This is a genomic window from Micromonospora sp. RP3T, assembly GCF_003027925.1.
GTDB lineage: Bacteria > Actinomycetota > Actinomycetes > Mycobacteriales > Micromonosporaceae > Micromonospora.
On sequence record NZ_PYPS01000010.1, the window covers coordinates 155,975 to 177,145 of the forward strand.

Genomic DNA, 21,171 nt, shown 5'->3' on the forward strand with positions numbered 1-21,171 from the left:
CGACAACCTGGACACGGTCGTCGCGGAGCTGCACGCCGCCGGCGGCGAGGTCACCACACCGGAGGCTGCCAGCCCGACCGGTCGTTACCTCTACGCCCGGCACGCGGGCGGCGCCGAGATCGAGTACGTGGAATGGACGCCGGAACTGGTCGACAGGATCATCAACCGCGTCCCCGGTCAACAAGGGGCCCCGCCTCTACCGGAGGCGTCAAGAAGGGGCCCCGCCTTGCACGGAGTGGTAGAGGGCGAGCGTCTGGTCGGCGATGGCGGGCCAGGAGAAGTGCTCCACGGCGCGCCGCCGGCCTGCCGCGCCGAACGCGGCGATCCGCGCCGGGTCGGCCAGTAGCTCGTTCATCCGGGCGGCCAGGTCGGCCACGAAGCGTTCCGGGTCCCGTGGCGTGCCGGAGCCGTCGGCGGCCTGCTCGATCGGCACCAGCAGCCCGGTTTCGCCGTCGGCGACGACCTCCGGGATGCCGCCGGTGGCGGTGGCCACCACGGCCGTCTCGCAGGCCATCGCCTCCAGGTTGACGATGCCCATCGGCTCGTAGACGGACGGGCAGACGAAGATCGTGGCGTGCGTGAGCACCTGGATCACCTCGTGCTTGGGCAGCATCGCCGCCACCCAGACCACGCCCGAGCGCTTCGCCCGCAGCTCGGCGGCCAGTTCCTCCACCTCGGCGCCGATCTCCGGCGTGTCCGGTGCGCCGGCCAGCAGCACGAGCTGGGTGTCGGCGGGCAGCTCCCGGGCCGCGCGCAGCAGGTACGGCAGGCCCTTCTGCCGGGTGATCCGCCCGACGTAGACCACGCTGGGCCGGGCCGGGTCGATGCCGAGCCGGTCGAGCACGTCGGTGTTCCGGTCCGGGGCGTACTGCGCGGTGTCGATGCCGTTGTAGACCACCCGGACCCGGTCCGGGTCCACCGCCGGGTACGCGGTGAGCACGTCGCGCCGCATGCCCGCGCTCACCGCGATGATCGCGTCGGCGCTCTCGTACGCGGTCCGCTCGCACCAGGAGGAGAGCGCGTACCCGCCGCCGAGCTGCTCGGCCTTCCACGGGCGCAGCGGCTCCAGGCTGTGCGCGCTCACCACGTGCGGCACCCCGTGCAGCAGCTTCGCGGTGTGCCCGGCCAGGTTGGCGTACCAGGTGTGGCTGTGCACCACGTCGGTGCCGGCGGTGCCGGCGGCCATCTCCAGGTCGACGCCCATGACGCGCAGCGCGGCGTTCGCGCCGGCCAGCCCGGCCGGCTCGGCGTACGCGGTGACGCCCGGGGAGTCGCGCGGCGCGCCGAAGCAGTGCACCCGCACGTCGGCGAGGCGGCGCAGCTCGCGGGCCAGGTATTCCACGTGCACCCCGGCCCCGCCGTAGACCTCCGGCGGGTATTCACGGGTGAGCAGGTCGACGCGCATCGGTGCCATGCCCGCACCCTAGTGCAGACCGCCGGATCGCACCGGGTACGCAAGTGTGGCCGTCCGAGTGGTGAAGTCGCGTCCGGGTGGATAGCGTCTGACCATGGCTGCCAAGGTGCTCGCGATCGTCCTGGCCGGCGGGGAGGGCAAGCGCCTGATGCCCCTGACCACCGACCGGGCGAAGCCGGCCGTCCCCTTCGGCGGGATGTACCGCATGGTCGACTTCGTCCTCTCCAACCTGGCGAACGCCGGCTTTCTCAAGATCGTCGTGCTGACCCAGTACAAGTCCCACTCCCTCGACCGTCACATCACCAAGACCTGGCGGATGTCGACGCTGCTCGGCAACTACGTCACGCCGGTGCCGGCGCAGCAGCGCCGCGGCCCGTGGTGGTTCGCCGGCTCGGCCGACGCGATCTACCAGAGCTTCAACCTGATCAACGACGAGCAGCCCGACTACGTGATCGTCTTCGGCGCCGACCACATCTACCGGATGGACCCCCGGCAGATGGTGGAGGACCACATCGCCTCCGGCGCCGGGGTGACAGTGGCCGGCATCCGCCAGCCGCTGAGCATGGCCGACCAGTTCGGCGTGATCGAGGTCGGCGAGGACGGCAAGCGGATCCGGGCGTTCCGGGAGAAGCCCACCGACGCGGTGGGGCTGCCCGACGCGCCCGACCAGATCTACGCCTCGATGGGCAACTACGTGTTCTCCACCGGCGCGCTCTGCGAGGCGGTCGAGCGCGACGCGGAGGACAAGACGAGCAAGCACGACATGGGCGGCAGCATCATCCCGATGCTGGTCGAGCGCGGCGAGGCCAACGTCTACGACTTCAAGGACAACGAGGTGCCGGGCAGCACCGACCGGGACCGCGGCTACTGGCGCGACGTGGGGACGCTCGACTCGTTCTACGACGCGCACATGGATCTGATCAACGTGCACCCGGTGTTCAACCTCTACAACTTCGACTGGCCGATCTACACCGACCAGCCGCCGTACCCGCCGGCCAAGTTCGTCCACCAGTGGGGTGAGCGGGTCGGCCGGGCGGTCGGCTCGATGGTCTCGCCCGGCGCGGTGATCTCCGGCTCGCTGGTGGAGAACTCGGTCGTCTCGCCGAAGGCCAAGGTGCACTCCTGGGCGCACGTCGACGGCGCGGTGCTGATGGAGGGCGTCGAGATCGGCCGGCACGCGGTCGTCCGCCGCGCGATCCTGGACAAGAACGTCTACGTTCCGGAGGGCGCCGAGATCGGCGTCGACCTGGAGAAGGACCGCCAGCGCTACACCGTCTCCGACAACGGCATCGTCGTCATCGGCAAGGGCCAGCGCGTCGAGCCCTGACCGGCCCCATCCAACCCGAGGAGGATCCCGCAGTGGCCCACCCCCGTGCCGGGCAGCCCGCCGAGCCCGCCGACCTGGTCGACGTGCCCCGGCTGGTCACCGCCTACTACGCCGAGCACCCGGACCCGGACGACCCGGCGCAGCAGGTCTCCTTCGGCACCTCCGGGCACCGCGGGTCGAGCCTGCGCAACGCGTTCAACTCCGACCACATCCTCGCGGTGACGCAGGCGCTCTGCGACTACCGGCGGGAGCACGGCGTGGACGGCCCGCTGTTCCTGGCCCGGGACACGCACGCGCTCTCCGCGCCGGCCGAGGTCGACGCGCTGGAGGTGCTGGCCGCGAACGACGTCACCGTGCTGCGCGACAGCCGGGACGGCTACACCCCGACCCCGGCGGCGTCGCACGCCATCCTCACCCACAACCGGGGCCGCACGTCGGGCCTCGCCGACGGCATCGTGATCACCCCGTCGCACAACCCGCCGTCCGACGGCGGGTTCAAGTACAACCCCACAAACGGCGGGCCCGCCGACACCGACGTCACGAAGTGGATCCAGGACCGCGCGAACGCCATCCTCGCCGCCGGGCTCAAGGAGGTGAAGCGCATCCCGTACGCGCGGGCCCGCGCCGCCGACACCACCGGGGAGTACGACTTCCTCGCCCGGTACGTCGACGATCTGCCCGCCGTGCTGGACATCGACGCGATCCGGGACGCCGGGGTGCGCGTCGGGGCCGACCCGATGGGCGGGGCGAGCGTCGCGTACTGGGGGGAGATCGCCGAGCGGCACCGCCTCGACCTCACGGTGATCAACCCGGAGGTGGACCCGACCTGGCGGTTCATGACGCTCGACGGCGACGGCAAGATCCGGATGGACTGCTCCTCACCGAACGCGATGGCCTCGCTGATCGCCGCCCGGGACCGCTTCGCGGTCTCCACCGGCAACGACGCCGACGCCGACCGCCACGGCATCGTCACGCCCGACGGCGGGCTGATGAACCCCAACCACTACCTGGCGGTGGCGATCGGCCACCTGTTCCGTACCCGCCAGCGGTGGAGCCCGGCCGCGGCGGTGGGCAAGACGCTGGTCTCCTCCTCGATGATCGACCGGGTCGCGGCCGACCTGGGCCGGCCGCTGCTGGAGGTGCCGGTCGGCTTCAAGTGGTTCGTGCCCGGCCTGCTCGACGGCACTGTCGGCTTCGGCGGCGAGGAGAGCGCCGGCGCGTCCTTCCTGCGCCGTGACGGCAGCACCTGGACCACCGACAAGGACGGCATCCTGCTCTGCCTGCTGGCCGCCGAGATCATCGCGGTGACCGGGCGCACGCCCAGCGAACACTGGGCCGAGCTGGCCGAGCGGTTCGGCGCGCCCGCCTACGCCCGGATCGACGCACCGGCCAGCCGGGAGCAGAAGGCCGTCCTCGGCAAGCTCTCGCCGGAGCAGGTGACCGCCACCGAACTGGCCGGCGAGCCGATCACCGCCACGCTCACCAGCGCCCCGGGCAACGGCGCGTCGATCGGCGGGCTGAAGGTGACCACCGAGTCGGGCTGGTTCGCGGCCCGGCCGTCGGGCACCGAGGACGTCTACAAGATCTATGCCGAGTCGTTCCAGGGGCCGGAGCACCTGGCCCGCATCCAGGACGAGGCGAAGGCACTGGTCGACGGCGTGCTCGGCACGGCCTGACGGTCAGCGGTCCGGGGGCAGCTCACGACGGTTGAGCTGCTCCCGCAGCCCGTCCGGCAGCAGCTCGCGGAGCTGGTCGGGCAGCAGCGGCAGGTCCAGCAGGCTCAGCTTGAGCTGGTTGCGTTCCTGGTAGCGGCGCGGGTCGAGGCGGACCACCCGGCCGGCGTCGCGAACGTACCGGACGTGCACCGACCCGCCGGTCGCCGCCTCGCGGATCAGCAGCCCGTCCATCTCCACCGCCACCGGCGCCGAGTCCGGCCGCAGCTCCAGATGGACGCTCTCGTGCGGGGAGAGCAGCACCGACCGGGAGATCCCGGCCATCGGCGCCGACGGCGTCACCACCAGCGCCTCCGTGGCCGGCGAGACCAGCGGGCCGCCGGCGGCGTAGCTGTACGCGGTCGAGCCGGTCGGCGTGCTCACCACGATCGCGTCGCACCGGTAGTAGCCGTACCGCTGGTCGTCCACCGCGAGCGTGGCGGTGACGAAGCCGGCCCCCGGCTGCCGGACCAGCGCGATGTCGTTGAACGCCACCACGTCGTCGCCGCACACGTCACAGGCCAGGCAGGCGTGCGACTCGATGGTGAAGTCGTGCGCCACCAGCCGCTCCAGCGCCCGGGGCAGATCGGGCGGCTGCACCTCGACCAGGAAACCGACCCGGCCCAGGTGCACCCCGAGCACCGGCTTCGGGTCCCGCACGGCCAGCCGCAACGCGCCGAGCATGGTGCCGTCCCCGCCGATGCTGATCAGCGCGTCGCTCTGCGCGGCCAGCGCGTCGGCGGGCACCGCCGCCACCGAGGGCGGCACGCGGTGCCGGTCCTCGGCGCGTACGGCAAGCGTCTTGCCGTGCCGGGTGGCCCAGCCCACGATCATCTCCACCACCTCGGAGACGTCCCGGGTCGGGTGCAGCACCAGCCCGAACACATACCCCGCCACCGATACAGCTCACCACACCGGCGGGCGGCCCGCCCGGCGAAGACGGCGTTCAGTGGTGGGCGGCACCGTCACCGACCGGTGCCCGGTACGTCGCCAGGAACTCCCGCCGGAGCGCCTCGGGCGCGAAGCTGCTCGCCTCGTACCGCCGCAGCGCGGCCTCCACGTCCCGGTCCCGGCCCGGGGTGAGCGCGAGGGAGATCACCCGCTCGGCCCAGCGCTCGGGCGGCGCGTCCACGTCCACCAGGGACACCCCACCCAGTTCGTCGCCGATGTACCGCACGCCGGGCAGGTCGGTGGCGACGACCGGAGTGCCGGTCGCGACCGCTTCGAGCACCACCCCGGGCAGCCCTTCCCGACTCGCCGGATGGATCATCACGTCGGCCTGGCGCAGCAACGCGCCGATGTCGTCGCGGGCGCCGAGCAGGTGCACCCGGTCCTCGACGTGGTGCGTACGGGCGGTCCGTCGGACCTCCTCGTCGGCGTCCGGCTCGTGCGGTCCCACGACGACGACGCGGGCCGGCACACCGCGTGCCGCCAGGGCGGCGACGATCCGGGGCAGCATCGGGCGGCGCTTGACCGGGTCGGGTCGACCGACGAAGAGGCAGAGCAGGTCGTCGGGCGCCGCGCCCACCTCGGCCCGCAGATCCGACTCCGGGAGCCGGCGCAGCCGATCCACGTCGGGCCCGGTCGGCACGACCCGGCACCGGGGATCTGACGGCCAGTCGGCGTCGTAGCCACCGGCCAGCGAACTCGGCGCGACGCCGAGGACGTCGGTGGCGAACGTCGAGATCAGCTTCCGCATCACGGCACGTTGGACGCGGCGTCGCACGGTGTCCGGCCACCCGTCGCCGTCGGAGTGGAAGTGCGCGATGCGGACCGGTACGCCGGCGATGGCGGCGAGCAGCAGGATCGCCCCCGAGAAGGTGTGCACGTCGGCGTGCACCACCCGGATCCCGAGCCGCCGGAGGAGGCGGACGAAGCGCACCGGGAACGACGGGCCGAGCGGCAGCGGGTGGACGTGGGCGCCGGCCCGCTCGGCCGCCGCGGCGTTGGCGCCCCGCCGACCGGTGATGGTCACGAAATGGGTGGCCACCCCGGCCTCCCGCAGCCGGGGAACGATCTCCAGCGCCCGCAGCTCGGTGCCGCCGGTGTCCAGCGAACCCAGCACGCGGGCGACCGCGAGGCATCGCGCCGGTGGTCGGTGGTCGGCGGTCGGCGGCACGCCGATCTCACGGGCGGACATGTGGTGCTCAACGATCTCCCCGGGCGGAGGTCGCGCCGGCCGTCCGCGGCATCACCACCCGTCCGGTGGTTCGTTGACCTCAAGCGACACGACGTGGCGACCGGAATGCCGGGCGGGGCCGATCCGGCCGTCGGGCGGGCCGTCGTGAGACAGGAAAGGGACCTGATGCGGGTTCGAGGCAGTACACGGCCGGGTGAGCGGCGGTCGGTGGCCCAGCCGCCGCCCACCGTGCTGTTCGTCGCCGCGCTGGGCCTGACGCTGGAGGGCGTGGTCGCCCCGGTCTCCCGGGCGCTGGAGTCGCACGGCTTCCGCCGGGTCGCGGTGGCCGGGCGCGGCAGCGTCCCCCCGTCGCTCCGTCGTAGCTTCGACGAGGTCCACGAGATCACCCCCTTCCGGCGGGCCGGGCTCGGCGGTCTCGTCCGCGCCGGTCGGGACCTGGCGCGGATCGTCCGCGACGAGCGGCCCGCGCTGCTGCACCTGCACACGCCGTACGCCATCGCGCTGGGCCGGGTCGTCGCCCGGGCCACCCGGACCCGGCACCTGGCCGTCGTGCACGGCACGCTCTTCGGGGCGTCCGGCCGGTCCGGGCGGATCTTCGCCGCGGTGGAGAGCGCGTCGGCCAGGTTCACTCCGTGGTATGTCACCGAGAACCCGGACGACCAGGCGTCGTACCGCCGCCTCGCGCCGCGCAGCGAGGTCCGGCTCGCCCCGTGCGGCGGGGCCGGGGTGGACGTGGTCGGGCTGCGCGCGGCGCGCCGGCTGGTCGGCGAGGGTGGGCGCGGCGCGCCACGTGTCCTGATCATGGGCCGCCTGACCCCCGACAAGAACCTCGACCTGGCCGTCGCCGCGTGGCGGCTCGCCCGGCAGACGCGCCCGGACCTGCAACTGCGGATCGTCGGTTCCACGGTGGCCCGCGAACCGTCATGGGCGCCGCCGGAGGAGGCGGGCATCGTGCCCACCGGGTGGACCGACGACCCGGCCGCCGAGCTGGCGGCGGCCGACGTGGTGCTGCTGACCAGCCTGCGGGAGGGGTTCCCGCTGGTCGTCACCGAGGCGCTCGTGGTCGGCACTCCCGTGGTCGGGGTCGACAATCGCGGCACCCGGGCCGTCGCCCGGCACGTGCGGGAGGGGCTGCTCCTGGCGCCGCCGGACGCCACCGCCCTCTCGCTGGCTCTGCTCGCCCAGCTCCGTGCCCGAACGGTGCAGATCAGGCCGGAGTCCCTGCGGGCGTGGCAGCGGGAGGACGTCGCGGCGTTCCACGCGGACCAGATCCTGGAGGCGGTCGGCGGCGTCGGAGGAACTGCGGATTGAACGCGAGATGACCGCGACCGTGCACAGGACCGGGACGGACCACTCCGGTCCGGCGGCCCGGGCGATCGTCACCGGAACGCGGGCCGGCTGCCATCCCGACCGGGTCCTGTCGATCTGGGTCGCCGCGGTCGGCGTCGTGCTGCTGACGCTGACCCTCCGCTTCCAGGACGCGTTGAGCGTCTCGGTCCAGTCGGCGGCGATCTTCACCACCGCGGTGGCCGTCGGCGCCATGGTCGTGACGGCGCGACTCATCGTGGGCCGACGCCTCACCCTCGGGTTCGTGTACCTGCTGGTGCTGGTGCTGTTCCACTGTGGACAGCTCCCGTACCTCATCCTGCGGTGGCGACCGACGCTGTACGTGAACGGCCCGAACGGCGACTCGCTGTGGTTGACGAGCCAGATGCTGGCCCCGGCGATCATCACGGTGTCGATCGGCATCCTGGCGTTCGTGACGGGCTACGCGGTGGTGACGCTCGTCGGCTTCCGCCCGGGTGTCGTCCGTCCGCCGGTGGTCACCGGCCGGACGGGCATCAGCACCGTGTCCCTGCTGCTGCTCGTCGTCGGGCTCGTCCTGTGGGCGGAGCAGGTGGCGGGGCGGGGCGTCAACACCGTGTTCACCGAGGACTACCTGTCGATGCGCGCCTACGTCGACATGCCGCTGCTGTCGACCGGCTTCATCCTCATCGGGCTCGGCTTCAGCGCACTCGGCTTCAGCCGCAACGACACCCAGCGGAAGTGGGCGCTCTACCTCTTCCTGGCGTTCAGCCTGGTGTCGTTCACCATCGGGTTCCGCGGCGAGTCGGTGTTCGCCGTGGCGGCGTGGTTGGTGGCGGCCGCCCGGCGGCGGACCATCCGGGTGCGGGCCTGGCACGTCCTCGCCCTGACCGCCGCGTTGCTGGCCGGCTCCGTGGTGCGCCAGATCCGCCTCGAGGGAGTGGCGGTGGCGAATTTCTCCGCCGTCCGCCTGAACCCCGCGGACGGCCTCGCCGAGCTGGGCAGCACGCTCCAGACCGTGGTGGCCGCCCGGGAATGGCACGCGTCGGACGCGCTGCCGTTCGTCGGATGGGGCACCTACGCGGCGCCGTTCGAGCGCCTCGTGCTCGGTCGCGCGCTCGGCCTGCCGGTCACCCCGGTCGACCACGACCCCCGCGTGTTCATGACCACCATCATGGACCGGCTCGGGCCCCTCGGCGGTTCTCCGGTCGCGGAGTCCTACCGGGCCGCCGGCATCCTCGGGGTGCTGGTGGTGATGGCGCTCATCGGTGTCGTCGCCGGTCTGCTGGACTCCCGCCCGGACTCCTCCCGGGCCGGGTTCGTGACCGGGATGTTCGCCTACACGCTGTTGGTGTGGAGCCGGAACGACTTCTCGCCGGTCCTGGTCCAGACGGTCGGATGCCTGGTGGCGGTCGGGGTCGGGCTTCTCCTGGACTTTCGAGCCGGGCGCGTCGGTGACCGGCCGGCGGCAGCGCCCGGGGCCGGTGACGAGGGGTCCACGCCGCCCGTCCCGACGGCGGCCGGAGCGCGCGTTCGTCGCGACGGGGGTCAGGCGTACGTGCGCGGCCGCTGGTCGGCAGGGGCGGCGGAGGCTTCCGGCACGGATTCGCCCAGGAGCCGGCGGACGAGGACCGAGCCCGCCACGGACAGGCCCGTGTAGACGGTCAGTGAGGCCACGGCCGCGCCGACCGTCCCCCACAGCGGGATGAGGATCAGGTATGCGGTGAGGGCGCTGAGGCCACCGCCGATCCCCAACGCGCCCGCCGCGGTCATCCGCCCCGCGCCGAGGAGCGCCCGGCTGGTGATGGTGAACGGGGTGAAGGCGACCTCCGCGACCAGCATCAGGCCCAGCAACGGTACGGCGGCGGCGAACGAGGGCCCGAAGACGGGTTCGATGGTCAGCCATCCGGCGCCGCCGATCAGCAGTGCGGCGGCGACCGCGGCGACGAGGGCCATCCGGCTGGCGCGGCGGACCCGGTCCACGCCGTGGCCGAGCGCGGCCTGCCGGTTGACGAGCTGGCCCAGGGCGATCGGCACCAGCCGGGGGACCTCGGCCAGGGTCGCGGCGAGCGAGTAGACGCCGATGGCGGCCGTGTCCACGAACGCGCCGAGGACGTAGCGGTCCGCCCGCAGCGCCACGGTCAACCCGACGGTGAGGCCCATCGCCCGGCTGCCGAACCGGAAGAGGCGGGGGAGTTCGTCCGCCGGCCGGGCGAACGGCAGCAGCCCGGCCCGCCGCATGCGGGCGACCTGGGCCAGGCAGACGACCAGCATGCCGGTGCCCTGCCCCAGCAGGAGCGCGTCGGCGGAGAGGTCGACCCGGGTCGCGGCCGACATGCCCAGCAGCCCGCCGCAGACCACGGCGGAGGCCCAGACCGTGCCCGCCCGGAAACTGCCGGTCGCGTACCAGAGATCGGGGAGCTGGGTCAGGCCGGTGTAGGCCATCGACACGACGACGATGGCGACGAGATATCCCGGCGCGGCCATCGCCGGGTCGATCAGGCGCGCGGAGCCGGCGGAGATGCCCGCGGCCAGGGTGCAGGCCAGGAGCACCGCCCCGAGCGACGCCCAGGTGTACGCGCCCAGCACGCGCCGGCGCAGCGCCGGGTCGTCGGCCGAGGGCAGGCGGGCCCGCAGTTGCGCGCCGGTGCCCAGGCCGACGAGGAGCGCCACCAGGCTCGCGATCGAGACGCCGAGGACCATCAGCCCGCGCCCGTCCGCGCCCAGCAGGGCGCTGGAGAGCATCGCGGTGGCGGCGTAACCGGCCGCCTGGATCAGCGAGGAGCAGGTGAGCACCGTGACGGTGCGGGGTGGTCGCCGGCTTCTCCCCGGCGGCCGGAGCATCGTCACAGGCGTTCCATCCGCGCCTCGTCCGGTCGACGGCGGGAATCGCGGACCAGGGTGTAGAACCGGTCTCGCTGGGCCGTCAGCCGCTCGGCGGCGAACGTCCGCGCGGTCTCCAGGTTCCGAGCGGACGCCTCGGCCATCCGCGCCGGCGTCGCCACCATCCGCTGGATCGCGTCGGCGAGCGCGGCGGGGTCGCCCGGTGGCACCAGGTCGGCCGCGGGCAGGACCTCCGGGATGCCACCGACGGCCGACCCGATCGCCGGCAGGCCCCGGGCCATGCCCTCGACGAGGGCACGGGGCATCCCTTCGGTACGCGACGGCATCACCAGCAGGTCGGCCCGATCGAACTCCGCGCGCACCGCGTCCCCGGGGGGCAGCGTGCCGACGAACGTCACCCGCTGCCGCACCCCGCACCGGTCGGCCCGCTCCGCCAACCGGGACCGGAACCGTCCGTCCCCCACGTGCCGCAGGCGTACGTCGACGGACCGGTCGGCGAGCAGGGCGAGGGCGTCGACGAGGACGTCCACGCCCTTGTAGAGCTGATCCAGCGAGCCGACCGAGACGAGTCGCCACGCGCGCGCCACGTCGGCGGCGGGCCGCGGCCCGGCGGCGAACGCCTCGGCCGGCAGGTCGACGTCGGAACAGGACAGCGACACGGTCGCCGGGCCGGCGGGGTAGCGCGCCTGGAGCGACCGTGCCGTCACGTACGACACCGCCGAGGCGTGCCGGCACTGTCCGGCCAGCTGCCGGGCGAACCGGCGGCGGAAGAAGGGCCGGAGCGGGTGGCGGACGACGCCCGGCGCGAACACCTCCCACGGGTCGCCGATGACCTCCAGCGCGTACGGCTGCCGGCGTCGACGCAGTTCCCGCGCCATCAGCGTGCCGATCTGGGACGGCACCCGCAGGATGCAGGCGTCGTGCGGCCCGATCGCGGCGCCGACGGCGCGTCTGACCTCCCGCCACCGGGACACGTACTGCCCCGGGCCGACGTAGTACGGCACGGCCCACACGTGCACCCCGGGCCCGTCCACCGCGCTCGCCCCGACCGGCGTCCCGTCGGTGGGCTGCACCCGGGCGACGATGCGGACCTCGTCGAAGACCGACAGGTAGCGTGCCCAGGTGGTGTGGTCGGGGCCGCCCCGCGTCCAGACCCGGCCGTCCGCCGTCCGCAGCAGACGTGCCTCCATCGTCACGATGACCCGCACCAGATTTCCCCCCGTGCCGCCCGCCGACCCGGCACCTCCCCGGGTTCCGGGGGGTCCGGAGTGCTCGCCCTGTGAACGACCCGGTCGGGGCGCGGGTTGCGAGCGCCCGCGAAACGCGAGCCGGAGTAACCGGTCCGACCGCGGGCTCGTTGGACCGTGGCAGGCCGCCGGGCCGTGACGGGGGACGAAGCATGACGCGCGTGATGACCGTGGTGGGCACCCGGCCGGAGATCATCCGGTTGTCGAGGGTGCTCGACCGACTGGACCGGACCGTGGAGCACGTGCTCGTGCACACCGGCCAGAACTGGGACCTGACCCTGTCGGAGATCTTCTTCACCGAGCTGCGGCTGCGCCGACCCGACCGCCACCTCGGGGTGGACACGTCCTCGCTGGGCCGCGTGCTCGGTGGGGTGCTGACCGGCACCGAGGAGGCCGTCCGCGAGGTCCGGCCGGACGCGTTGCTGGTGCTGGGCGACACCAACAGCTGCATCGCCGCTCTGATGGCCCGGCGGATGGGCGTCCCGGTGTACCACATGGAGGCGGGCAACCGCTGCTTCGACCCGAACGTCCCGGAGGAGACCAACCGCCGGGTGGTGGACCACGTCGCGGACTTCAACCTGGTCTACACCGAGCACGCCCGGCGCAACCTGCTCGCCGAAGGGCTGCACCCACGGCGGATCCTGCACACCGGTTCGCCGATGCGGGAGGTCCTGGAGCACTACCGCCCGGACATCGAGCGGTCCGCCGTCCTCGACCGGATGGAGCTGACCGCCGGCGGATACTTCCTCGTCAGCGCGCACCGGGAGGAGAACGTCGACCGTCCGGACCGGCTCGCCCGGCTGCTGGACTGCCTGCGCGCGGTCCGGGACCGGTGGGGTCTGCCGGTGCTGGTCTCCACCCATCCCCGCACCCGCAAGCGGTTGGAGTCGCTGTCGCCGGCCCCGAGCACGCTGGAGGGGATCGCCTTCCACGAACCGTTCGGTCTGTTCGACTACGTCCGGCTGCAACGCGAAGCCCGCTGCACGCTGTCCGACAGCGGCACGATCAGCGAGGAGTCGGCGATCCTCGGTTTTCCGGCCGTGACGTTGCGCGAGTCGATCGAGCGACCGGAGGCGCTCGACGCCGGGGGCATCGTGATGACCGGCCTGGACGCCCCGGCGGTGGTCGAGGCGGTGGAGGTGGTCACCGCCCAGGTGATCGCGGCCGGCGTGCCCTGCCCGGCCGACTACCGGGTGCCGGACACCTCACGGCGGGTCGTGGACTTCATCCTCTCGACGGTGCGGCGGCACCACGACTGGGCCGGCATCCGACGCTGACCGTGCCGCGTATCTGGGGACTTGTCCGGATCGTTGTGCTTCCGTCGGTCGCGTCGACAACGGCCGAGTTCCGATCCGTCCGAGAGAGAGTTCCGTCCACGATGAACCGACCGATGAGAAGTCGTCTGCGGGGTGTGGTCAACACCCGACTGGATCCGCGGCTGGGCAGCGTGCTCGCCACCGCGTACGTGACGGTCCGCGACCGTTCGCTGTGCCTGGTCCGCCACGAGGGCGACCACTGGGTCCACCGGTACCGCAACGGGCTGGTCGTCAACCGGACGATCGGCGGTCCCTCCGCCGGGGCCCAGGACGACGCCGCCGAGGAGATCTTCCTCCACGGCTACCGGCCCCGGCCGGGCGACACGGTGGTCGACATCGGCGCCGGCATCGGCGGCGAGGCCCGCGTCTTCTCCCGGCTGGTCGGTCCCGAGGGCCGGGTCGTCTGCGTCGAGGCCCACCCGGGCACCTTCGCCTGCCTGCGCCGCATGGTGGAGCTGAACGGCCTGGGGAACGTCACCGCGGTGGAGTGCGCGGTGGTGGGCACACCGGGGACCGTCCACCTCGAGGACGACACGCAACTGCATCTGGCCAACAGTCTGACCAGCGCGGAGGCCGGCGGTGTCGCGGTGCCGGGACGCACCCTCGTCGACGTGCTCGGCTCGCTCGGCGTCGACCGGGTGGACCTGCTGAAGATGAACATCGAGGGTGCCGAGGCGGAGGTGCTCACCGCGTTCCGCCCGCATCTGTCGATGGTCGACAACCTCGTCGTCTCCTGTCACGACTTCCTGGCGACCGGGGCGGAGCAGTCCTGGCAGCGGACGTTCGACACGGTCACCACGCTGCTGCGCGACGCCGGTTACCAGCTCCGCACCCGGCCGGACGATCCGCGGCCGTGGGTGCGGTACTACGTCTACGCCTCCCGGCCGGGCGGCTCGGGTGCCGGCACGGGATCGGGCCTGGCCAGCGCGTCCGCCTGAGGCGCGGTCACGGGTGGGTGGCACGTGCGGCGCCACCCACCCGCTCCGGGCGGTGGCGACCGGTCACGCCGCCCGCCTCCGTCGCCGCCCGGCGACCGGCCAGTCGCCGGCGGAACAGCGACCACGAGGTCGCGGAGAGAGCCGCGTACAGCAGCACGCTGGCCCCCGCCGCCCCCGCCGCGCCCCACTGCGGAATTGTCACCACGTAGAGGACGACGGCCAGGGCACTCCCGCCGGCGCCGAGCAGGCCGGCGTGGTTCATCCAGCCGCCGCCGAGCAGGCCCCGGTTGGCCACCTCGAACGGGGCCAGGCAGACCTCCGCGATGATCAGGATCAGCAGCAGCTCGCGGGCGTCGGCGAACTCCGCCCCGAAGACCGGTACGACCAGCAGCCAGCCGGCCACCGCCAGCAGGACGCCGCTGACGACCGAGCAGAGCAACGCCAGCCGGCGGACCCGGCCGGCCCGGTGCACGCCGCCGCCGAGGGCCACCTCCCGGTAGACGATCTGCCCGAGCGAGGCGGGAATGAGCCGTGGTGTCTCGCTGAGGGTGACCGCGACCGAGTAGACGCCGACCGTCTGCACGCCGGTGAACGCGCCCAGGATGTACCGGTCGGTGCGCAGAGCGAGCGTCAGGCCCAGCGTCAGGGCGAGCGCGCGGACGCCGGAGCGGACGAGCATGGCGAACTCGGCCGGGCCGGGCCGGTGCCACGGCAGCAGTCCGGCCCGCCGCAGCCACACCGTCTGCGCGGCGGCGACCAGCGACATGCCGACCCCCTGCGCGAGCAGCAGCACCCAGGCCCGACGGTCCACGGCGGCGGCGGCCAGCATGGTGGCCAGCCCGCCGGTCGCCATCCCCGCCGCCCAACCGCTGCCGGCGTGGAACTCGCCCACCGCGTACCACACGTCCGGGAACTGGGTCATCGCCGTGTAGGCGACGGTCACCACGACGAGGGCGACGAGGAACGACGGCGCCGCCAGACTCCGGTCGATGAGGAGCGCACACATCAGTGACGCCAGGACCGCGATCACCGCGGACAGCGCCGTGGCCCCCAGCGAGCACCAGGTGTAGGAGGACAGGAGCCGGCGCCGGGGCCACCCCGCGGGCGTGGCCGGCAGTCGGGCCCGCAGCGCGGAGCCGGTGCCCAGGCCGCCGAGCAGCCCGGCCAGGCTGGCGGTCGTGGTGCCGAGCACCATCAGACCCCGGTCGTGCGGCCCGAGCAGCCGGCTCGCCAACACGCCGGTGAGCGCGAAGCTGGCGGTGCGGACCAGGCTGGAACCGGTGAGACTCACGACGGTCGCGCGGTACCCGCTGCCCTGACCCCGACGCAGGGCGGCGCGCAGTCGCGCCACCGGGCGCTCCGGAACTGCTGTCGTCTGCTCCGCCGGCGGGTCGGACCGGGCGCGCAGCGTCATCGGATCAGCGTTCCGGTCGATGACCGACCGCGGGTCGCGTCCTGGACGGCGTGGTAGAAGGCGTGGCGGCGGACGGTGAGCGCGGCGGCGGAGTAGTCGTGGGCGCGGGTCAGGTTGGTGGCGGCCGCGACGCTGAGGTGGTGCGGATCGGTGAGCAGCGTGGCGATGGCGTGGGCGAGCGCGTCGGGGTCGTCCGGCGGGACGAGGTGCCCGGCGGGCAGGAGTTCGGGGATGCCGCCGACGGTGGTGCCGACGGCGGGCAGGCCGCAGGCCATGGCTTCGACGAGGGCCTTGGGCAGACCTTCGGTGCGCGAGGGCATGACGAAGAGGTCCGCGTCGTGCAGGCGACCGCGGATCGCCTCCCCGGCGGGCAGGACGCCGGCGAACGTGACCTGGTCGGCGATGCCGAGCCGGTCGGCGAGGTGCCGTAGCTGGGGGCGTTGGCGGCCGTCGCCGATGTGGGTCAGGTGCAGGCGTCGGTCGGGGAGCCGGTGGTTGGCCCGGGCGACGGCGTGCAGCAGGGTGTCGATGCCCTTGTAGCGCTGCTCCAGGGACCCGAGGGAGACCAGTCGGTGCGGAGTGGCGCGCGGGGCGGCGGGGCGCGACCGGTACGCCTCCGGCGGCAGGTCCACGTTGGAGAAGTGGAACGTGGGCGTCGTGGCCGGTGCCGGGTAACGCCGCTGCAACGCGTGCTCGGTGACGTAGGCGACGGCCGCGGCGCCCTGGCAGCGGCGCTGGAGCGCAGCGGTGGCCCACCGGCGCAGCGCCGGTCGCAGCGGATGGCTCACCGCCCCCGGGGCGAAGATGTCGTACGGGTCGGCGCACACCTGGACGCCGTACGGTTGCCCGCTCCGTTCGCGGACCGCGGCCAGCAGATAACCGACCGGCGTGGGGGCCTGGAGGATCACCGCGTCCCGGGGGCCCGCCGCGTGCTCCACCGCGCGGCCGATGCCGGCCCGCTGCCGGAGGTACTGCGCCGGCCCCAGGTAGTGCGGCACCGGCCACACCCGCACCCCGGGCCCGTCGACCCGGTGCGCGCCCGCCGGCGGGGCCGGGACGTCCCGGACCCGGGCCAGCACCCGGACCTCGTCGAACACCCCGAGGTAACGGGTGAAGTAGTGATGAGCGGGGTCGGTCACCGTCCACGTCGCACCGTCCGGGGTCCGGTCGTAGCGACTTTCCACCGCCACCACCACGCGCATCGTCGTCTCCGTTCGGTCGGACCGGAACCATCATCGCCCACCATGTGCCGGACGCGATTGGGAATCGTCATTGTCGCCACGGATCGCCGCCGCCGGGCGCATTTCCTGCCGGAATTGATTTCACGTTTCCGGGTGCTCGCCGACGCGGCGTGAACCGGCCCGGAAAAGCGTTGTACCAGAATTGCGCCGGCCGGGCCCGCACCGCCGCGCGCCCACTGTCCGCGGCGGGGTGGTCGCCGGGTGGTCGCGATCCGTGACCTGTCCGAGGGCGGCTCGTTGTCCCTGCTGGCACGCCGACCCCCGGGGCCGGCACCCACACACCGACAGGGACACCCACCCGATGACCGCTCGTACGGCCAGCCTGCGCGCGCCGACCCGACCGGACCGGCGACGGACGCCCCTGGTGGCGAACGTCATCGGCACGCTCGACCGTGGTGGCGCGGAGACGGCCTGCCTGGACCTGTGTCGGGCGGTGCCGACCAGCGAGGTGCGCCACGTGTTCGTGACGGTCGGCGGCCGGGAGGGGAGCCTCGCGCCACGGTTCCGCGCGGCCGGGGCGGACGTGACGCAGTGCCCGCTGCACCCGGTCCCGACGTTCGCGCCGCGGCTGTGGCGCACGCTGCGGGCGCTCGACCCGGACGTGGTGGTCTCGCACGTCGAGCTGATCAGCGGGCTGGTGCTCCTGGTGGCCCGCACGCTGGGCGTACGACGGCGGGTGGTCCGGCTCACCAGCGAGGCGGACAACCGGCCGGACTCGTGGCGGCACCGGTTGCTGCGGCGCACGCTGCGTCGCCTGATCAGGTCGGTGGCGACGGACGTGGTGGGCGTCAGCGAGGCGGCGTTGCGCTTCGCCGGTCCGCCGGGCCACGATCCGCGCTACCGGGTGCTGCCGCACGCGGTCGACGTGGCCCGGGTCGACGGCTGGGACCGCGCGTCGGCCCGCCGCCGCTGGGGCCTTCCCGACGACGTTCCGGTGCTCGCGTACCTCGGTCGCGCGGCGCCGGAGAAGAACCGCCCGTTCCTGATCGACGTGCATCGTGAGGTCCACCGGCTGCGACCGGACGCCCGGCTGCTGGTGGCCGGGCCCGGCGGGGTCGCGGACATCACCGCGGTGCATCCCGGGGCGGCGGGCGACCCGACGATCGTCTTCGCCGGTGAGCTGGACGAGGTCGGTTCGATCCTGGCCGCCGCGGATGCGCTGCTGCTGCCGTCGCTGCGGGAGGGGCTGCCGGGGGTGCTGCTGGAGGCCCTGGCCGTCGGCGTGCCGGTGCTCGGCAGCGAGCTGCCGAGTCTGCGCGAGGCGGCCCGCCGACTCCTCGGCGTGGAGACGCTGCCGCTGGCCGCCGGGGCCGGTCGATGGGCCGAACGCGCGCTGGCCGCGGCGGCCACGGACGCGGTGACCCGGGCGCGGGTCGGGCGGGTGCTGCGCGATTCCCCGTTCCTGTTGGAAACCGCGATACCGCAATGGCGGGCACTGTGGGGCATCTAAAGTGAATTGATCGAAAGGCGGACCAGCAACCGAATTCGACGGCACGCCGTCCGCTCGACACCAGACAGCCGTTCCGCGGACGACGGGTGACGCCGGCACCGCCGAGAATCAGGGGACCTTTCATGTCTATCGCCGGTGAGAGCGCGGTTCTTACGGGCCGTCGGGAATCCGTGCGGAGCGTTCGTCCCGACCCTGTGCAGGACGACGCGGTGAGCTGGGCGATCTCGTTCACGGTGGTGCTCGTGACCACCATCTGCCTCGTATTGCTCGACGCCCGGCTGATGCACTGGTTCGTCGTTCCGGCCGCCATGTGCGGGGCGATCCTCGGGATCGACGTCGTGGACTGGCTGCGACGGCGGCTGGACCTCTTCGACCCGCAGGCGTTGATCGGCCTGATCGGTGTGCACCTGTTCTACCTCGCCCCCCTGCTGCACGTGATGTTCGACTGGTGGCCCAAGCGCGTCATCGCGCCGGACGACTGGCGGCACGCCTTCGGTCTCATGGCGACGCTCAACCTGGTGGGCCTCGTCGCGTACCGCTGGCTGACGAGCAGTCGGCGGGCTCGACGCCGGGTGGCGCGCGGCCCGGCCGGCGAGCTCTGGCGGATCCGCTTCGACGAGCGGCGGTTCTACCGCTTCGGCGTGCTCATGGTCCTGGTGGGGATGGGCGCGTTCGTCGTCGAGCTGGCGAAGTTCGGGGGCCTGTCCGGCTTCGTCGACACCATGACGGTCAACCGTGATCTGCTGCTCGGGCACAACGGACTGCTGACCGTCGGCGAGTCGTTCCCGTCGATGATCTTCATGCTGGTGGTGGTCCGGTGGCGGCGGGAACTCGTCGGTCGACCCGGCCTGATCGTGGCGCTGCTGCTCGCGCTGGCGCTCGTCCAGTTCTTCGTGGGCGGGCTGCGGGGCAGCCGGAGCAACACGCTCTGGCCGGTGGTGATGGGCCTGATGCTCGTGCACTTCCTCGTCCAGCGGATCCCCCGGCGCGTGATGGCCTGCGCGGCGGTGGTCTTCATGCTCTTCATGTTCGTCTACGGGATGTACAAGAACGCCGGCCCCCAGGTGCTCGACATCTTCAAGGGCAAGAAGTCCGTCGCGGAGATGTCCCAGGAGACCGGGCGCGACGCGCCGGCGATGCTGCTCGGCGACTTCGGTCGGGCGGACGTCCAGGCCATCCTGCTGGAACGCCGGCTGGCAGGAGTGGGCGAGCTGGCGTGGGGCGGGACGTACGTCGCCGGTCTGCTGTTGCCGGTGCCCGACTCGATCGTGCCCGAACGGCCGTTGCCGAAGATGTACTACGGGACCGAGCTGCTCCAGGGGCAGGGGGTGTACTCCTTCGAGGACCGGCAGTGGGCGTCCAACGTCTACGGCCTGCCCGGCGAGGCCATCCTGAACTTCGGTCCGCCCGCGGTGCCGCTGGTGTTCATCCCGTTCGCGTTCGCCGTGCGGGGGGTCCGCCGGCTGCACCTGCGCGGGCTGCGGGGCGACCGGCTGCCGGCGGCGCTGCTGGCACCGCCGTTGGGCATCGCCACCATGCTCTGGCTGAGCAGCGACTGTGACAACATCACCTATCTCCTGCTGCAACGCCTGGGGCCGATCGGGCTCGTGCTGTTGCTGTCCATGTCGGTGCGTCGGAACGACACCGGGCCGGAGCCGGGCCCGCCGTACGCCGCTGCCCCGCGCCGGCTGGCCGTGTGAGCCGGCCGTCAGTCTCGTACCGCGCCCTCGGATGACTCGTTGACCCCCTGGGGGAGCGGCGCGCCGGATGCCGTCGCGAGGCGGGGAACGGAGAACATCGTGAAGGTCGTGGTGACCGGGGGAGCCGGATTCATCGGTTCCAACCTGGTGCGGGCGTTGGCGGCGCATCCCCGGACCGGCGAGATCGTCGCGGTGGACGACCTCTCCACCGGGTACCTGGAGAACCTGCTCGACCAGCCGGTCCGCCTGGTGCGGGGCAGCGTCCTCGACGCGGACGTGCTGGACGAGGCCGTGGCCGGCGCCGGCGCCGTGGTGCACCTCGGCGCGCTCGGTTCCGTGCCGCGTTCGATCGACCGGCCCGTCATCAGCCACCACGCGAACGCCACCGGCACGCTGATGGTCCTGGAGGCCGTCCGGCGGCACCGGGTCCCGCACGTGGTCGTCGCCTCGTCGTCCTCGGTCTACGGGGCGAACCCGGTGCTGCCCCGTCGGGAGGACCTGCGACCCGTGCCGGTGAGCCCGTACGCCGTGTCGAAGCTGGCCACCGAGGCGTACGCCCTGGCGTACGCGTCCTGCTACGACGTCGCGGTCCTGGCGTTCCGCTTCTTCAACGTCTTCGGCCCCCGGCAGGCGGCGAACCACGCCTACGCGGCGGTCGTGCCCCGGTTCGTCTCGGCGGCCCTGACCGGCGAGCCGTTGCGGGTGCACGGCGACGGCGGGCAGACCCGGGACTTCACCTACGTGGGGAGCGTGACGGCGGTGATCGTGGACGCGGTCATGCGCCGGGTGTCGTCGCCGGACGTCGTCAATCTGGCCTTCGGCGCGCGCATCTCGCTGCTGGACCTGATCGCCGAGTTGGAGTCCGTGCTGGGCCGTCGACTGTCCGTCGTCCACGAGGCGCCACGTGCCGGGGACGTCCGCGACTCGCAGGCCGACGCGTCCCGGCTGCGGGAGCTGTTCCCGACCGTGCGCCGGCATCCGCTCCGCGCCGGGCTGGAGTCCACCGTGGCCTGGATGTCGGACCAGGTCTCGATCCGGTGCTGACGGCCTGCTCGGGGTCGGCCGGTGCTCGCCTGTGGCGCCCGCTCGGCGTGACGCCGCGGACGGCTATTCGTTGATTAGT

The 21,171-nt window shown here is 73.2% G+C and carries 16 protein-coding genes; 9 read left to right on the forward strand and 7 right to left on the reverse strand.

The genetic code is table 11. The features are described 5' to 3' along the window. Positions 1-208 precede the first annotated feature (208 nt). Entirely contained in the window at positions 209-1,414 is a 1,206-nt protein-coding gene (gene glgA, locus C8054_RS11155; protein WP_107156678.1) for a glycogen synthase, read from the reverse strand. 94 nt (positions 1,415-1,508) lie between these two features. Between glgA and glgC the strand changes: the two genes are divergently transcribed. Both glgC and pgm read left to right on the forward strand, forming a co-directional pair. Beyond that, positions 1,509-2,741, forward strand: a complete 1,233-nt coding sequence (gene glgC / locus C8054_RS11160; protein ID WP_107156679.1) for a glucose-1-phosphate adenylyltransferase — start codon at positions 1,509-1,511, stop codon at positions 2,739-2,741. Between the two features lie 32 nt (positions 2,742-2,773). Further along, positions 2,774-4,417: a phosphoglucomutase (alpha-D-glucose-1,6-bisphosphate-dependent) gene (gene pgm / locus C8054_RS11165; protein ID WP_107156680.1), complete on the forward strand. Its 1,644-nt coding sequence runs from the start codon at positions 2,774-2,776 to the stop codon at positions 4,415-4,417. A gap of 3 nt (positions 4,418-4,420) precedes the next feature. Here pgm and C8054_RS11170 read toward each other — a convergent pair whose 3' ends face one another. Further along, complete coding sequence (locus C8054_RS11170) at positions 4,421-5,287, reverse strand: NAD(+)/NADH kinase (protein ID WP_107156722.1); 867 nt, start codon at positions 5,285-5,287, stop codon at positions 4,421-4,423. Positions 5,288-5,399: 112 nt separating this feature from the next. Next, the gene (locus C8054_RS11175; protein ID WP_107156681.1) at positions 5,400-6,593 is read right to left on the reverse strand and encodes a glycosyltransferase family 4 protein; all 1,194 of its coding nucleotides are present in this window, start codon (positions 6,591-6,593) and stop codon (positions 5,400-5,402) included. A 207-nt stretch (positions 6,594-6,800) separates the two neighbouring features. Here C8054_RS11175 and C8054_RS31710 point away from each other — a divergent pair, with 207 nt between their 5' ends. Both C8054_RS31710 and wzy read left to right on the forward strand, forming a co-directional pair. After that, entirely contained in the window at positions 6,801-7,904 is a 1,104-nt protein-coding gene (locus tag C8054_RS31710; RefSeq protein ID WP_158273840.1) for a glycosyltransferase, read from the forward strand. 7 nt (positions 7,905-7,911) lie between these two features. Then, positions 7,912-9,558: an O-antigen polysaccharide polymerase Wzy gene (wzy, locus tag C8054_RS11190; protein WP_107156682.1), complete on the forward strand. Its 1,647-nt coding sequence runs from the start codon at positions 7,912-7,914 to the stop codon at positions 9,556-9,558. Here wzy and C8054_RS11195 read toward each other — a convergent pair. Together C8054_RS11195 and C8054_RS11200 are read right to left on the reverse strand one after the other, a co-directional pair. Continuing rightward, positions 9,447-10,748 carry a lipopolysaccharide biosynthesis protein gene (locus tag C8054_RS11195; RefSeq protein ID WP_146179907.1) on the reverse strand — a complete coding sequence of 434 codons (1,302 nt, stop codon included), beginning with the start codon at positions 10,746-10,748 and terminating at the stop codon, positions 9,447-9,449. The genes wzy and C8054_RS11195 overlap by 112 nt on opposite strands. Beyond that, positions 10,745-11,950, reverse strand: a complete 1,206-nt coding sequence (locus C8054_RS11200; protein WP_199199688.1) for a glycosyltransferase — start codon at positions 11,948-11,950, stop codon at positions 10,745-10,747. The genes C8054_RS11195 and C8054_RS11200 overlap by 4 nt, the downstream gene beginning before the upstream one ends. Positions 11,951-12,141: 191 nt before the next feature. On the opposite strand from C8054_RS11200, the gene wecB reads away from it, so the two are divergent. Both wecB and C8054_RS11210 read left to right on the forward strand, forming a co-directional pair. Continuing rightward, entirely contained in the window at positions 12,142-13,266 is a 1,125-nt protein-coding gene (gene wecB / locus C8054_RS11205) for a non-hydrolyzing UDP-N-acetylglucosamine 2-epimerase (RefSeq protein ID WP_107156684.1), read from the forward strand. A gap of 113 nt (positions 13,267-13,379) precedes the next feature. Continuing rightward, on the forward strand, positions 13,380-14,243 hold the full coding sequence (locus C8054_RS11210; RefSeq protein ID WP_158273841.1) for an FkbM family methyltransferase: 864 nt from the start codon (positions 13,380-13,382) through the stop codon (positions 14,241-14,243). Positions 14,244-14,250: 7 nt separating this feature from the next. Here C8054_RS11210 and C8054_RS11215 read toward each other — a convergent pair whose 3' ends face one another. After that, positions 14,251-15,657 (reverse strand): lipopolysaccharide biosynthesis protein, encoded by a 1,407-nt coding sequence (locus C8054_RS11215; protein ID WP_107156686.1) that lies wholly within the window; start codon positions 15,655-15,657, stop codon positions 14,251-14,253. Beyond that, positions 15,654-16,859, reverse strand: a complete 1,206-nt coding sequence (locus tag C8054_RS11220; protein ID WP_107156687.1) for a glycosyltransferase — start codon at positions 16,857-16,859, stop codon at positions 15,654-15,656. The genes C8054_RS11215 and C8054_RS11220 overlap by 4 nt, the downstream gene beginning before the upstream one ends. A gap of 340 nt (positions 16,860-17,199) precedes the next feature. Here C8054_RS11220 and C8054_RS11225 point away from each other — a divergent pair, with 340 nt between their 5' ends. The 3 genes from C8054_RS11225 (at position 17,200) to C8054_RS11235 (ending at position 21,092) form a co-directional block, all read left to right on the forward strand. Then, positions 17,200-18,348: a glycosyltransferase gene (locus C8054_RS11225; RefSeq protein WP_107156688.1), complete on the forward strand. Its 1,149-nt coding sequence runs from the start codon at positions 17,200-17,202 to the stop codon at positions 18,346-18,348. Positions 18,349-18,557: 209 nt separating this feature from the next. Next, on the forward strand, positions 18,558-20,048 hold the full coding sequence (locus C8054_RS11230) for a hypothetical protein (protein ID WP_158273842.1): 1,491 nt from the start codon (positions 18,558-18,560) through the stop codon (positions 20,046-20,048). 99 nt (positions 20,049-20,147) lie between these two features. Next, positions 20,148-21,092 carry an NAD-dependent epimerase/dehydratase family protein gene (locus C8054_RS11235; RefSeq protein ID WP_107156690.1) on the forward strand — a complete coding sequence of 315 codons (945 nt, stop codon included), beginning with the start codon at positions 20,148-20,150 and terminating at the stop codon, positions 21,090-21,092. The last annotated feature ends 79 nt before the right edge of the window (positions 21,093-21,171 follow it).